The following is a 14,823-nucleotide window of genomic DNA, read 5'->3' on the forward strand; positions in this document are numbered from 1 at the left end:
TATGAATGGAAGTGGAACAACGGTACGTGATGTTATACAAATTATTGTAAAATAACCCTAAGAGCTGAGTGGATGAGAACGATCCATTCGGCTTCTTTATTTCTTGGAATTTAGTATTGAACTATGCAAAATGCTTGTAAACGATGATGTAACAAGACAGCGCATTTTTGGAACAAATGCCGGAGCATCCGACCGTGTTTAATCTAATCTTTCAAGGCTCACAACTGGGTGATAATTTTGAAAGTATTCACAAGGAAGACACCGACATCTTATAACATTATATTTACACTGCGGGGCTTCCGCCCCTTGGTCGTCCGATGTATAATCATGGGAGATAACTCAGACGACACACGAGCCGACCTAAGATAGGAGCTATCTAAGGCCGGCTCGCGTCGTGAATACGAGAACGTTATATGACATACCCGAGAACCCAATTTCACATTTTCCAATACTATGACTACTTATTGTTGTCAACAATTGTTACAAAGCATTTGTTTTAGAATTAAAGAATTATTCCTTGAAAAATATTGAAGATGATCAGATAGTAAATATGTACACGAGGAGATAAAACTATGATAAAAAACAAATTACTAAGAATGGACAATGTCGGCATCGTTGTAGAATCCCTTGATAACGCGATCTCTTTCTTCGAGGAGATTGGCTTGAACCTCGAAGGGCGAGCCACTGTCGAAGGTGAATGGGCTGGTCGCGTAACCGGACTAGGTTCTCAGTGCGTAGAGATTGCTATGATGGTTACCCCAGATGGGCACAGCCGACTTGAACTTTCGAGATTTCTCACCCCGCCTACTATATCAGATCACCGGACTGCTCCTGTTAACTCCCTTGGTTATCTACGCGTTATGTTTACAGTTCAAGACATTGACGAAATGGTATCCAGACTCTCTAAGTATGGTGCGCAGCTCGTTGGCGAAGTGGTTCAGTACGAGGACTCGTATCGGCTCTGCTACATTCGAGGAATCGAAGGACTTCTAATCGGTTTGGCGGAACAACTTGGTAACAAATAAGTAGGTGACGGTTTATAAAAGGCATTTACTGGAATATAAAGTAATAGAGTGAAAGTAGAAACAGAAGACAGTGAGAAAGTAACTCGAAGAAGTCGGGTGCCTCATATAACACTATATTCACACTTCGGGGCATTCGCCCCTCAGTCCGGCTGAAGTTAGAAGTAGTTTCGAAGAGGCATTTCAGTAGTACGGAGGCATATTCAGCCGGACACATCCGCACCACCTAACCGCATCGCGGCCGCCCTTCGTTTGCACATCTTGTAATCAAAATAATAAACAGAATATCTATGAAGAGTGGCTTTTTTAATTGAAATCCCCTTCCCGACGAGTTTACAAGGCAGAATACGTTGCATAATAAAAAGAAAGTGATTAGCTTTCTTTTTTATTATGCAACAGGTCCCTCTATTTCTGCTTTCAATTGTTCAAACCACTCTAAGTTAACCAGGTGATGGGAACGGGAATTTTCGTTCATTCGGCGGTAGTAATTAATTGTGCCGGGAAGTTCTTGTGTGCTGGACAGGTATTCATCAAGGAAAGCGATTCGGGTTTTAGTTTGGTCGATTTGCGATTGGATCAGTTCCAACAATTTGTTTTTGTCGTATTCATCGGCAAAGAGTAGCGCCCCATAAAATTGCAGGTTCACATATTCCGATTTGGTGCCGTATTTGACCATTAATTTTTCGAATTCAGCCATTCCCGATTCGGTGATTTTAAAGTTCCGAGTTTCGCGCCCACTGGCTGAAGGATCCTGCTGAATCTGTTCAATCCAACCTTTTTCTTCAAGTTGCTGCAGATTGTAATAAAACGAGCCTTTCGTGAAGTTTACAATGTATTTGTAATGACGTTTTTCCATTAAGGCCAATAGTTCGTAGCCGTGAGCGCCGGGGTTTTGGATGAGCAAGCCAAGGATGAGTAAAGGGATCAAGGTTGCATCACCTTCACCATCTGTGCCTCGAATTCCGCGTACGTGATTTTACCCGAAGCCAAATCCATGCTATGAAGATAAATCTGTTCTGTTTTCGAATAGTCGCGCTCCACTTTTAGTGATTGCTCCTCCGCCGGGATGGGTTCCAGGACATGACACTTTTTCAAAAAAGCATGGAAATAGCGGTAGCCGAATTTGCGTTGTGAAACCGCGTCTAAATGAATGCCATCAGGATTCGCTGTCAAACCTGCTGCTGTTACAAAATAACAATTTTTCCGTTTATTGGCGAAGTGCTGTAATTGCTCATTGACCTGTTGATATTCTGTCGCATGCTGTCCGAAACCGGTCTTCCCAAGGAAATCACCAAGTCCGCCAATGATCAATGGCACCTCATCAAGATTCAATTCGTTTCTTAGAGTCTCGATGATAAGGGTTAATTTCTCGTAATAAGTTTCATGCAGCGAACGATGACTGTCGCTCTCACCCTGGTGCCAAAGGATTCCGCAGATTTGACTAGACCGCAGGGCGAAGCGGGCTTCGGACAAAGCATGCTGAAAAAGGACGCCTTCCGGATGCCAGTCATCCAAGGAACTGCCACCTTCCGCACAAGGAATCAAACCAATTTCTTCATCGGGATTGGCTTTCGACCAGGTATCGGCAAAAGACGCCGCTAGGCCTACACCGGAAACCGGACGGTCGTAATTAATCGGCTCAGTCATCATCTGCCACTGTCCATTGCGCAGCATTTTTATTTTTTCATTATAGATAGGATCAACATCATGCAAAAATCCACGGCCCGCCATATTCGACTGACCCAACATTAAAAATGACTGTATCATTTAGTCTTCACTCCATTACATTATTATAATGGTCTAATTAGACTAAAAATATTATATAGTCTGATTAGACTATAGTCAATAAAGCAACAAAAGAAATAGTTGATTTAGATCATTGGAATCATCCAACGAAAAAAGTGTTCGAAGATCTGAATAAATGGGAAGTATCTTTTCATGATAATTGGGGGAATCTGGGCGCTGAGTTGTAGATTTTTCAAGCTGCCCAAGCAAAGGAAGAAGAGCTGAAATATCATCCGGAGAATGAGAGAATGAAAAAGGCTTTTTTACTAGACTACCGTAAGATGAGAAAGCAGCGGCAACACTCTTCCCTTTCGCAATATCGATACTTAGAACAGGTTGATTCATATGACCTCCTTAGAACACTATGACCCAAAGCAGATGCTCTCCACAGGTTGGCACGGTGATACGGGCTCGAAGCCCAACCAGCTAAATCGGGGTATGAACATTGCAAGGGCTAAACACTTTATACGCCAGGGGTGAGAGAATGAAAAAGAACAAGATTCCAAAGCTTGATTTGACTATCTCTGAGAGAAAAGAGCTGAGGAGAAATAAAATACTCATAAGCGAAATTCATAATATAACACTTAACGAATTGTGTTCTATTCTGAAAGTTCCAGAATATAGAGCGAAGGAAATTAAGGCATTATCGGAATTTCAAAGTGTACCTTCGATCGGACCAAAATTTGCAAAGGATTTATTAATGTTAGGTTATTATTCTTTGGATGAATTAAGAGATAAAAATGGTGCTAGATTATTTGAGGATTTAGAGGAGTTATATGGGGGAAAGATTGACCCTTGTGTTGAGGATCAATTTAGATTAATTGTACATTACGCTATTAAAAGTAGCAGTGAAAAGCAATGGTGGGATTTTACCGAAGAAAGAAAACATTACAGGGCTAAACATGGATATCCTAAAGATAGAGCAGAATGATTTTTTTGTATAAATGTTAAGATAAGTCGCAGAGGGCATAAGACATCGCATAACAATTTATTCACGCTTTGGGGCTTGCGCCCTTTGGTCCTCCCGAGGAATTTGGGAGAAGTTGGATCAGGCGGACACATCCGCACTGACTAACCGCATCGCGGCCAACGGTGCTAAGACTCCCTGTGAAAAAATGCTGATATATAAATTGAACTAATGAAAGGAAAGCACTTCGCTGTATTCCAGATGGAATCAAGGAGAAGCAAGGTTAAACTTTAGTTCATTTTATATAGTTGGTTATATAAATTCGACTAAGAAGATATATGGAGACTTAGTTTAATGAAGGTTATGATTCAGACGCTACGCGACCCGGCCTAAGATAAATGCTATCTAATACCGGGACGCATCGTGAATGCGGGTGCGTTATAAGAAATCCTTAACAGGGGATGAATATTTGTACGAGTCGATTTTTGACTCAGCATCTTAATGGGCCAGGCTGAGTATGCAAAAAATTTCATAGTTGGCAGGGGAACATACTTGGTTGCTTATCATAATGAGGGTTATACTAATGTTAATGAAGCCTATCTTAGGCTGCATCGTTATGCCGAGCAGCTTGAATCGAACAAAAAAGTGGTGGTTGAATTGGGGTAACCGTTAAAGATTTACTGCAGCTGCCTTCATTTAGAGGAGCTCAGGTGGTCACTGGAACAAGCAGGCTTCATCAGACCGTTTCCTCTTTATCTGTTTTAGAGGTGGCGGATGTCAATTTCTTCTCGCAAATTATTCAAACCGTTCAAGAAGAGTGGTATGCCGAAGAGCTGGTCATTAGCTCTTTTTATTCCATTAAGGACAGCGTGGAGCAGCAATGCAAAACGGTTCAATATTTGCATGACCTTGGTGAAGTGGGATTGATTTTGTACTATGTTGGCATTATCATGCCAGATATAGCCGATGAAGTGCTCGAGCTGGCCGAATCTCTGAATTTTATTATCATTTGCATGCCGAGAAACGATTACTCGCTTAGGTACAACGAAGTCATTTATGAAGTCATGGAGGCAATCGTAAGCAATCAGAATGTGAATGAGCATTTCGTGAATGAATCACTGGAAAAGGTCTCACTGCTGCCAGAACATTTGCGGAGCGTGGAAATTACCCTTAAACTGCTGTCGGACCGGATGAAAGCGAACATCGTTCTGACAAACAGCAACCTGGACATCATCAATCGTGTCATGTGGCCGCGCAATTCATCGCTCGATGTTGCGAATATAATCCGGTCCATGGCGCCTTCCATTTTGAACGGCAGAATGGGAGAAGGAGAGCTGGATTCGTCTTGCTTTGTTGAATACAAACGTGTTCATCAAAAAAACGGGGAGATCCTTTACCTGTTTCTCATTAAAGAGAATACGAAGCTGCCTCCGAAGACGATGGATCAAATCAGCGAGGTGGTGCAGGTGGCCATCAATTTGTGGGGAGATAAGCATAACGAGGTCAGCGAATACGCTTTGGTTAAAGCCATCGTGAATGATGAAAGCGAAAAAATGCGCAGATTGGCTAGTTTGCTCTATATTGACGTTTCCGCCATCCAAATGATGTGGCTCGTTTACATTCGGGATTTGTCGGAGGAAAGAAGGATAAGGGAAGACTTAAAAGCGCATCTCTCGCAATATTATAAAACCGCGGTCATTCAAACGATCGATCACTGCGTTGTCGTTTTGCTAGGGAATTGTTCATATAAATACAATGAGTTTGAAATCGCAGCGGAATATATCGAAACCACGAGTCTTATGGCTGACGTATCAAGCATCGTATATTCTCCGAGAATGCGGAACACACAGGACGTACGCCGAATGTACCAGCTCGTAAACGGAGTCTCAAAAGAGGTTCACCGCATCTATCATAACCGCAAACTATACACCGCGGCTGAAGTCCGTTCCATGAAACGGGCCATAGACCTCAGCAAACAAGGGGAAGAGATCACTGAAGAATGCTTGTCTGTCATGGAGCCAATTATGGACGACGCAGACGCATTGAAAACCCTGATGACTTTTCTTCTGGATGCGAAGGGGAATATGGATGACTGCAGCAAGCTGTTGTTCGTCCACAAAAATACGGTGAAATATCGCATTAAAAAAATTTGCGAGCTCATAGGATATGATGTGACCATCAATTCGGAATCGTACGATGTTTATACCGCCTGCATGGTCTACCGTCTCATCCATAACTAAAAAGTTCCGATGTTTTGTCCAATAAGACAAAAACATCGGATTTTTTTTTGTTTTCTGAAAAAGACGCTGACCTACTTCATCTTTTACAATAAGAAAACAATATTCGAACGAACAGGATTGGGGGGGATCATATGAAAGCCGTTAAAGAGCATCAATCCTGGTTCAGTCTCGGGATCATCTGGGCTGGCGCGGTAATCAGCATCCCGAGTTTGTTGGTAGGGAATACGCTTATTGCAGGCATGGGACTATCGAAGGCATTGCTTGTCACGTTAGTAGGTTATTCCATTATTGTGCTGCTCATGATTTTGCAGGGTATTCAAAGCACGGATTTAGGAAGGCCGACGGTTCAGGTTGCAGGTCAGGTGTTTGGCAAAAAAGGGTCTCGGGCGATTCTTTCGATCATCCTCGCCATTGCGTGCCTTGGATGGTTCGGAATTCAGGCGAATGTGTGCGGTGCGGCCTTGGCCAATTTGTTAGCCGTAGGTGGAATGAGTGTCCCGGTTCCGCTGGCTTCTCTTATCTGCGGTCTTGTGATGGTGGTCTCGGCGATCTATGGCGTTAAAGTGCTGCGCGTCATCAGCTATATTGCCGTTCCTTTATTGGTGGGAATCAGCATATTTGGTCTTATCGAAGCTTTGACCGGTGACTCCCTGCAGATCATTCAGAATTATAAGCCTGAGGGAGCTATGACCTTTACGGATGGGCTGGCGATAACGCTGGGTTCATTTGCCCTGGGTGCAGTCATCGCGGGAGATTATTCGCAATTTTCAAGAAAACGGTCCGATGTCCTGAAAGCCGCTCTATTCGGGATTGTTCCGGCAGGCTTGCTGATGATCGGTGCAGGAGCTGTCCTGACGATTGCTTACCAGACCAGCGATATTACAGCAACCTTTTTGAGCATCACGACTCCGTTTGTTGGCGGCGTGGTTTTGATCCTGGCTACGTGGAAGACGAACCTCGTGAACGCTATTTCAGGCGGTTTTGCTTTAATTAACGTGTTCAACGTATCGAAGGAAAAAGAGAAGTGGGCTGTCGGCATCGCGGGAACCATTGGGACTGTATTGGCCGTCGTCGGTATACTGAACTATTTTACTCCGATCATGTCCATCCTGTCGGCCATGATTCCGCCGGTTGCAGGCGTGATGATCGCATCTTACTGGGCGCTTGGCAAAGGGGATAAGAGCCGCTGGCATGAGGTCGAAGGCGTGAATACACTGGGCGTCGTTTCCTGGCTATTGGGCGCGGTTATTGCTAGTACCCCTGTTGTGTTATCCTTGTTCCCAAGCTTGCCGCAGGTACCGAATCAGCCGTTGATCGGGATTGTTATTTCTTTTGTCGTGTATTATGCAGGCTATCGTTTATCGGCTCAGAAGACAGTTATATTGGAGGAATAATGAATGAGATATTTAGATAAAGCAGCTGTTGAAAACATCGCCGTCGGCGCAGCATTTCTGGGAACCGGCGGAGGGGGAGACCCTTACATCGGAAAATTGATGGCTCTCTCGGCCATTGAGAAGTTTGGACCTGTAAAACTATGCTCAGTCGATGAGATTAAGGATGAGGACTTTTTCATTCCGGCCGCGATGATGGGGGCGCCTTCCGTATTAGTGGAGAAATTCCCTAAAGGGGACGAGTTTGTTAAGGTGTTCCAAAAATTAGCGAATTACTTGGGAAAAGATCAGATCGCCGGCACGTTTCCGATGGAAGCAGGAGGCGTCAATTCCATGATTCCCATCGTCGTTGCGGCGCAACTGGGCTTGCCTCTGATCGACTGTGACGGTATGGGGCGAGCGTTCCCGGAGCTTCAAATGGTGACGTTTAACCTGGACGGCATTTCGGCGACACCAATGGCGATTTCGGATGAAAAAGGGAACATCGGCATCTTTGAGACCATTGATAATAAATGGACGGAACGGCTCGCCAGAGTGGCCACGGTTGAAATGGGCGCAAGTGCTCTGGTAAGCCTGTACCCGGCAACGGGTGCTCAAATAAAGCAAAGCGGCGTTCATCATATTGTGACCCTCTCCGAACAGATTGGAGAAATCATTACATCTAAGAATCGGGACGCGGGCGATAAGCTTCAAGAACTGCTGAACCTTGTGTCCGGCTATGAACTTTTCCAAGGTAAAATCGTGGATGTCATCCGGGAAACCAAGGGCGGATTTAATCTTGGACGAATGCATCTCGAAGGAATCGAGGCGTTTAAAGGCGGAGAGATGAAAGTTCATTTTCAAAATGAAAACCTGGTTGCCGAAAAGAACGGTCAAGTCGCTGCGATCACCCCGGATTTAATCTGTCTAGTCGATTACGAAACCTTGTTGCCAGTGACCACGGAGAGCCTGAAATATGGGAAGCGCGTACGGGTGGTCGGACTGCCTGCACATGAAAAGTGGAGAACGGAAAAAGGGATCCAGACGGCAGGACCAAGATACTTCGGGTATGATTACGATTATGTTCCTATTGAGGATTTGGTGAAAAAGGCGGTGGCTGAGAATGTATAGAATCGGGATCGATGTAGGCGGCACCAATACGGATGCCATCATTTTGGATGAGAATTATCATTTGATTCATGCGGTGAAATCACCAACAAGTCTGGATATTAAAGCGGGTATTGAAACCTCGCTCCGGAATTTACTGCAGGAATCGAAAATTGATAAAACCCAAATAACGCATGCTATGTTAGGTACAACACAGTGCACGAATGCCATTGTTGAGCGCAAAAAGCTGGCCCAAGTCGGCGTCATTCGTCTGGGTTACCCGGCAACGGCTTCCGTTGCTCCGTACACGTCTTGGCCTGAAGATATGGTTCAGAAGCTGTCGGGTAAATATGCTCTCGTTCATGGCGGATATGAATATGACGGCCAAGTGCTTGGAGAAGTCGATGAAGCTGAAATTACAGCCCTTTTAGAGGAGTGGCGGAGCAGTGTCGAGTCCATCGCAGTCATAGGGGTGTTTTCATCCATTAAAAATGATCAGGAGCTCCAGGTTCGCGATCTCATCCATCAAGTGTATGGAGCGGGATTCCCTGTTTCCTGCTCTTCCCTGATCGGTTCTGTCGGTTTAATCGAACGGGAAAATGCGACCATACTCAATGCAGCCTTGTGTAAGGTTATTGAAACGACGACCCAAGGATTTGTGCAGGCGTTAGAAGAAGAAGGCATCACAGACGCAGCGGTGTTTTTATGCCAGAATGACGGTACCTTAATGTCGATAGATTTCGCTAAACAATTTCCGATCCTAACCATTGCATGCGGGCCAACGAACAGCATACGCGGTGCCTCTTATTTGGCGAAGATCAAAGATACGATGGTTCTCGACGTAGGCGGGACGACATCGGACATCGGGGTTTTGCAGGACGGCTTCCCGAGAGAATCCTCAGTTGCGGTCGAGGTTGGCGATATCCGCACGAATTTCCGCATGCCGGATATTATCTCCGTTGGGTTGGGCGGCGGAAGCATTGTGCGCTCGGAGAACGGCAAAATTACGGTTGGCCCCGACAGCGTAGGATACAAGATTGGACAGGAAGCGCTGGTCTTTGGCGGGCATAGGCTGACTACAACAGACATTGCCGTTCGGCTGGGTCTCGCGGATGTCGGGGATAAGAGCTTGGTAGCGCATCTGGATGAAGACTTCGCTAAAAATGTGCAAGCTGAAATTGCAACCATCATTGAGCAGGCCATTGATAAAATGAAGACATCGTCGGGAGATGTTGAGCTTGTTTTGGTAGGCGGCGGCAGTGTCGTGATCCCGGACACCATTCGCGGAGTATCCCATATGATCAAGCCTGAGAACGGGGGCGTGGCTAACGCCATTGGCGCGTGTATTGCCCAAATCAGCGGACAATATGAGCAAATTTACATCTATTCTACAGAGCCCCGTGAGGAATCATTAAGAGATGCGCAAGAAAAAGCTGTGAAGCAGGCGGTGCTGGCTGGCGCTGATCCGGCTACGGTGGAGCTCGTGGAAGTGGAAGAAACCCCGCTGGCTTATCATCCGGGAAATGCGACGAGACTGAGAGTGAAAGTCGTAGGAAATATGAAGTAGAAGAGAGGCTTCACATGAGTTTATATAACTTGTGTGAGGCTCTTTTTTTATCGGTGAGGTGCAATGGGATGAGCGGAAAAGAGATTTCACTTTTAATTGAACAATATTAACTTGGAAGCTAATATAGTTATGATAAATGTGTTTTTAGTTAATCGTAAGAACCCTAAATGAGATCCAGTGCAAGGATTTCCAGAAAGCGGCTACTGGTGGTTGGGCTTAACCTTAGAAAGGATGGAAATGAAGTGGTCGTGTACTGGCTAAGTTTATTGTTATTCACCTCACTCGGAAGTTTTATTTTGTGGATTTTCCTCTACAAAATTGTATGGAGAACTTGGAAAACCCGAAAAATAAATCTACGAAAAAAAAGTATCAAAAAGGTTATCAAACGGACGTTTTTCGGAAAGGTGAAACATGTTTTCGGTGTTGGATTATCTTATGTTTTCATGTTTGCTTTATTTATTGGCATTCCTATCTTCTGTTTCTATGTTGCAGTTCCGACTTGGTTAGACCTACCTGCTGTGCTTACAGGTAACTATGCCGAAGTGACAGGTCATTTAACTAACAATGTCACTGTTGAGATGTCAGGAAAGTCATGGGGTTACCCATACTATGCTTATATTGATGGAGAATTCTATTATTCTCTAGTACCGCTTGATTCATTTGAGGATCTAACAATTACTGTGAATTATCTACCTCACACGAAAGTAATTGTGGACATACTGTAACTACTCTTAACGATCAGCTGTTTTTGATGAACTCTGGGAGGGAGCAGATAACACCATATCTACACGGCGTTGCTGATGCTCCTTGGTCTACCCGAGGGTTTTCGGGGGGAAGATGACCTCAGGCAGACAATTCTGCGAGGATGGTACAATAGGAAAGACAGTTGAATCTTGGGTGGGCATGGTTTCCCTTCGAAAGGAGGTGAGGCCATGGAAGTAAAGGATGCTTTGACGATCATGTTTTTATTTGGATCGTTTATCCTTGCCCTTTTAACATACATCAATTCTAACAACAAGAGAAAGTAAGAACCCACCCCAAGGTTAGAGCCAGAGGTGGGTTTTTGTTCCTTTTTAACTCAGAAGGGATAACCCATCCAAGCCAATTGTTGAGCCGAGTGTTAGCCGCACTCGGCTTCTTTACAAAGTATGATAACACAATTGGAAAAAGAAGTGAACAGGAAATGGATTAAAGAATATTGAAGCATAATAAAGACGACAAAACTAGAATAGAAAAGCGTATTACAGGCGTGTTAAGACGTAATACAACATATTGAAAGACAAGTCTCTTAAATGATTAATATTCAAGATATTCTGCCTCATAGGTATCCATTTTTGTTAATTGATAAAGTGCTGGAAGTCGAAAAACAAATGGGCTAAGGGATATAAAAATGTTTCAAGTAATGAGTGGTATATGAATGAACGGAATGATGTTATTCTAGTACATTGATAATAGAGGCAACGATAATACCCGGTTTGAAACCATTCCAACTGTTCGTCATTCGTATACCTGCTCAATGTTTTTAATCGAGTAAATGCAATCAACCAATAGCTAAATAATTATCTAATGTAAGACTTAGCTTTCTCAATATATCTGTAGATTTTCAAATCCATTCCATGATCTTTCTCATCAGGGTTTTCAACGTGAAATCGTTCAATCGTTCCTTCCAACTCAGGATCTCGTTCATTGAACATAGCCTGACTCTCATCTAAACGTTTGGCTAAAGCGATAATCTCTTCATTTTCGGGAGGTACTCCCTGTTCAAATCCTTTGATTAGTTTGGAGACGACTTCATTCGACTCACTTCTCAATTTCTTAAATTCCTCCAGACCCAATTCATTTTTCACTTGTTCTATTCTCTTACTCAGTCTTTCCTGTTGCTCTGGTGTAAAATAGTCCCATACTCCCATATCCCTCTCTCCTCCAATTCAAGGTATTTTTAGGAAATTGATCGGAGTTAATCAACAGCAGTGTTGAATAACCTATCGTATGATTATATTAAAAAAAATTAATGACCTATTCAATCATTGATATTATCCAGATCTGTTGCATAATCGATATCTGTGATAAGAACTGTCGATTTTCTTAAAAATTAAATCAGAGTTGAATCAGTATGGCCGAGAAAATGGATCGTCGAAAGGCACGAACAAGAGCAGTGCTATACAAAGCTCTCATAAAGGTACTGGAGGAAAAAGGACCATCCCGTATTACCGTCAGTGATATTACGGAGAAAGCGGGTTTAAACCGCAGCACCTTCTATTTACACTATACAGATGCAATCGAATTACTCGAACGGGTGAAAGCTGACATATGGACGGGCTTGTCAGAGAGGATGAAGAATCTTAATCCTTACAACTATCTGTCCTACGCTGTCAAAAATGAGCCCGATCCCGCAATGGTGAAGGTTATCGAATACTACGGCGAGCACGCTGATTTCTTCAAGGTTATCCTTGGCCCAAATGGAGATCCTGCTTTCGCTGTTCGAATTAAGGATTTTTTGAAAGAACATCACCTCTCCAAAATCCTCGATAACCGACCGGATTTGGCCGATACGATCGTCCCGAAGGACTATATGATTGCTTACTTCGCTGCCTCCAATCTCAGCATTCTTCTGAACTGGATCGAAACTGGAATGCAGCAATCTCCCCGAACCATTGCACTTATGATTACCAGTATCCTGAGCAGCGGGATAAATCAATTGTACGGAATTTCCCCAACAATGGGATCTGATCCAGTTAGGACATAAGCCTTTAATCCGAACCAAAATTATTAGATGTTTGATCTGGGGAGGGGATTACTTCAGTTAACATATTATTAATGCTTCGGTCCTGTCGACCCTAGGTCCGGCAGCAGTCCGAAGCGGGATCGATGAATCATTTCAGTATACAAGAAGCGAATTCAGCCGGACACACCCGTACCAGCTAACTGCGTCGAGGCCAGTCGCTTCGCTCCTTTAAGGTGGTGGGGCGTCGTGAATACACGAACGTTACCAGAAATGATTGCAAGATAATGTTAAATAATATATTCTTGAAATTTGATTTCAATTGCAATTTTTAATGCTGCAAAATGAAAAATATGGTAAAATGTAGAGTTTATATGTGATGAAGAAAATTTATTAACTCTGACGTAAGGAGAGAAAGTACATATGGGCAAGAAAAGAAAAACCTTACCGAAAAATTTTGATGAGCTCATTGAAGCAGGAGAGCTATCTGCATTAAAAGAGGTGTTTACCCAATGTGAATTGGATGCCCGTGGCGGTTACAGTAAATCAACAGCCTTGAGCTTTTACCAAGTACCGAATGAATTGGTTCGCTGGCTCGTGGAACAGGGTGCTGATATAAATGCTAGAGATAATTACGGAGCAACGCCTTTGCACAAACATGCAATGAGTTGGTGTGGTAATACGGAGTTGCTGCTTGATTTGGGTGCAGATACAGAAGCCACTGATTATCAAAGCGAGACACCTTTATTTGCCGCCGCAGGTTCATTTAAACCAAAAGCGGTTCACACATTGGTTACTAAAGGTGCAAATATCAGCGCAAAAAATAAGATGAAACAGACTCCATTAGAAAAAGCTTTGGCATTGTGCAAAAACGCGGATATTGTCAATATGGCGGAAGTTGCCGATATTTTGCTTAACGCTGGAACAACTGTAACGCCGGAAATGAAAGATTCTGTTAAACGAATCGGAAATGACTTTGAATTTCACAGAGAAGGTTTTAATAAAGAATATTTGAATCAAACCGATGAGGCACTTTTACGTCTATATGAGCTATTTGATGTTACTCCAGTAGAGAAGCGAAAGACGCACGACGGCGCCTCTTCAATAACAGTATCAACAAAGGGATGGCAGGCACAACATAATGAACTCTGGAATTTACTTATCCCTTCAAAAGGACATGCGAAAACCCTACAGGGGGAGGTTATCCGGATTACCGGTAAAGTGTCATACGAAATTTTAGATAATGGCGGTATTAACTGGGATAATCAATATCGTAAAATGCTCAATAGTTTGATTCATTACTTTAGCTTGGGTACACCATTAAATCCCGTTTCACTTCAGGAGGCAGTAACATTAGCGAAAGAACTTCACAACGGAAATGGTAGTGATGAACCTGCGAGACTGTGCGAACTGGCAGTGCATTGGGTACTCAGCAATCCGAATCCTATTACTCTGGAACAGCCTGACTATAAGCGATAACAAGGGGAAATTATTTTAATTCAATACAATTAAACGAACGGAGTGAAATGTTTCGCTCTTGTTCCAAACTAAAAAATAATGTTCCTGTGAGCATATTATTTTTGAACGAGAAACTCCAGCACATGGGTAATACTGTTTCAAGAACTTCTTTCTTTACCAAAGACAGATTTCCTTGTGTTACATTTTAAAGAGGGCGTCCCTCAGCCATCTACATGGCTGAAGAACGCCCTCCTTTAAGTTCTAAATATTCTGATAATAAAAACTTTTATTATCAATTTTAATCGCTTACATTCATGACTAACTCTCTCTGTTTGCGCAGAAGGTCATTTAATGGTTACTTGTATACAAAATGAGCGGGAGAAGAACTTGGAATATTTCGTAGAAGACTCTTGTCTTAATTCCACTCTAATTAATTATTCGTGAATCAGCTCAATCTATTGGAAGGTCGTCTGCTTGTAAGGAGGGAGTAATTATCGTACTGTCTCTTTTTGGCTTTTGTAACTGCTCCGACAGTCATAGAAGAAGTAACCAGTAAATTACCAGGATCCGGTCGTTGACGAATAGATATATTATTAATTTTATGGTGCTTATAGATATGAGGGAAATGCTAGATCGTGTACGGAA

The 14,823-nt window shown here is 43.3% G+C and carries 14 protein-coding genes and 1 pseudogene; 11 read left to right on the forward strand and 4 right to left on the reverse strand.

Translation table 11 applies throughout. From position 1 onward, the window contains the following. Nucleotides 1-572: 572 nt before the first annotated feature. Nucleotides 573-1,025, forward strand: coding sequence for a VOC family protein (locus tag NYE54_RS14510; RefSeq protein ID WP_339272666.1), 453 nt, complete (start codon nt 573-575; stop codon nt 1,023-1,025). Nucleotides 1,026-1,410: 385 nt separating this feature from the next. On the opposite strand, the gene NYE54_RS14515 is transcribed toward NYE54_RS14510, so the two are convergent. The 3 genes from NYE54_RS14515 to NYE54_RS14525 form a co-directional block, all read right to left on the reverse strand. After that, nucleotides 1,411-1,950: a helix-turn-helix transcriptional regulator gene (locus NYE54_RS14515; protein ID WP_339272667.1), complete on the reverse strand. Its 540-nt coding sequence runs from the start codon at nt 1,948-1,950 to the stop codon at nt 1,411-1,413. Continuing rightward, on the reverse strand, nt 1,947-2,789 hold the full coding sequence (locus NYE54_RS14520; RefSeq protein WP_339272669.1) for a sialate O-acetylesterase: 843 nt from the start codon (nt 2,787-2,789) through the stop codon (nt 1,947-1,949). Before NYE54_RS14520 ends, NYE54_RS14515 begins: the two co-directional genes overlap by 4 nt. A 75-nt stretch (nt 2,790-2,864) precedes the next feature. Beyond that, nucleotides 2,865-3,152, reverse strand: a complete 288-nt coding sequence (locus NYE54_RS14525) for a hypothetical protein (RefSeq protein ID WP_339272671.1) — start codon at nt 3,150-3,152, stop codon at nt 2,865-2,867. A 139-nt stretch (nt 3,153-3,291) separates the two neighbouring features. Between NYE54_RS14525 and NYE54_RS14530 the strand changes: the two genes are divergently transcribed. From NYE54_RS14530 to NYE54_RS14565, 8 genes and pseudogenes are all read left to right on the forward strand, one after another. Next, on the forward strand, nt 3,292-3,738 hold the full coding sequence (locus NYE54_RS14530; RefSeq protein ID WP_339272673.1) for a helix-hairpin-helix domain-containing protein: 447 nt from the start codon (nt 3,292-3,294) through the stop codon (nt 3,736-3,738). Nucleotides 3,739-4,424: 686 nt separating this feature from the next. Beyond that, nucleotides 4,425-5,954, forward strand: a complete 1,530-nt coding sequence (locus NYE54_RS14535; RefSeq protein WP_339272675.1) for a PucR family transcriptional regulator — start codon at nt 4,425-4,427, stop codon at nt 5,952-5,954. A gap of 131 nt (nt 5,955-6,085) precedes the next feature. Beyond that, entirely contained in the window at nt 6,086-7,348 is a 1,263-nt protein-coding gene (locus tag NYE54_RS14540) for a cytosine permease (protein WP_339272677.1), read from the forward strand. 3 nt (nt 7,349-7,351) lie between these two features. Continuing rightward, complete coding sequence (locus tag NYE54_RS14545; RefSeq protein WP_339272679.1) at nt 7,352-8,455, forward strand: DUF917 domain-containing protein; 1,104 nt, start codon at nt 7,352-7,354, stop codon at nt 8,453-8,455. After that, on the forward strand, nt 8,448-9,998 hold the full coding sequence (locus NYE54_RS14550; protein ID WP_339272681.1) for a hydantoinase/oxoprolinase family protein: 1,551 nt from the start codon (nt 8,448-8,450) through the stop codon (nt 9,996-9,998). Before NYE54_RS14545 ends, NYE54_RS14550 begins: the two co-directional genes overlap by 8 nt. A gap of 242 nt (nt 9,999-10,240) precedes the next feature. Next, nucleotides 10,241-10,723, forward strand: a complete 483-nt coding sequence (locus NYE54_RS14555; protein WP_339272683.1) for a hypothetical protein — start codon at nt 10,241-10,243, stop codon at nt 10,721-10,723. A 207-nt stretch (nt 10,724-10,930) separates the two neighbouring features. Further along, the gene (locus tag NYE54_RS14560) at nt 10,931-11,026 is read left to right on the forward strand and encodes a putative holin-like toxin (protein WP_219930283.1); all 96 of its coding nucleotides are present in this window, start codon (nt 10,931-10,933) and stop codon (nt 11,024-11,026) included. Between the two features lie 264 nt (nt 11,027-11,290). Further along, nucleotides 11,291-11,417, forward strand: a pseudogene (locus tag NYE54_RS14565) (beta-hydroxyacyl-ACP dehydratase); the annotation flags it as partial. Between the two features lie 140 nt (nt 11,418-11,557). Here NYE54_RS14565 and NYE54_RS14570 read toward each other — a convergent pair. Next, a complete protein-coding gene (locus tag NYE54_RS14570) occupies nt 11,558-11,908 on the reverse strand; it encodes a hypothetical protein (protein ID WP_339272686.1) in 351 nt (116 codons plus the stop codon). A gap of 203 nt (nt 11,909-12,111) precedes the next feature. On the opposite strand from NYE54_RS14570, the gene NYE54_RS14575 reads away from it, so the two are divergent. Further along, a complete protein-coding gene (locus NYE54_RS14575) occupies nt 12,112-12,744 on the forward strand; it encodes a TetR/AcrR family transcriptional regulator (protein ID WP_339272688.1) in 633 nt (210 codons plus the stop codon). A gap of 399 nt (nt 12,745-13,143) precedes the next feature. Next, the gene (locus NYE54_RS14580; RefSeq protein ID WP_339272690.1) at nt 13,144-14,199 is read left to right on the forward strand and encodes an ankyrin repeat domain-containing protein; all 1,056 of its coding nucleotides are present in this window, start codon (nt 13,144-13,146) and stop codon (nt 14,197-14,199) included. Nucleotides 14,200-14,823: the final 624 nt, after the last annotated feature.

It is taken from the genome of Paenibacillus sp. FSL K6-1330, assembly GCF_037976825.1.
In the GTDB taxonomy this organism is placed as follows: Bacteria; Bacillota; Bacilli; order Paenibacillales; family Paenibacillaceae; genus Paenibacillus_AQ.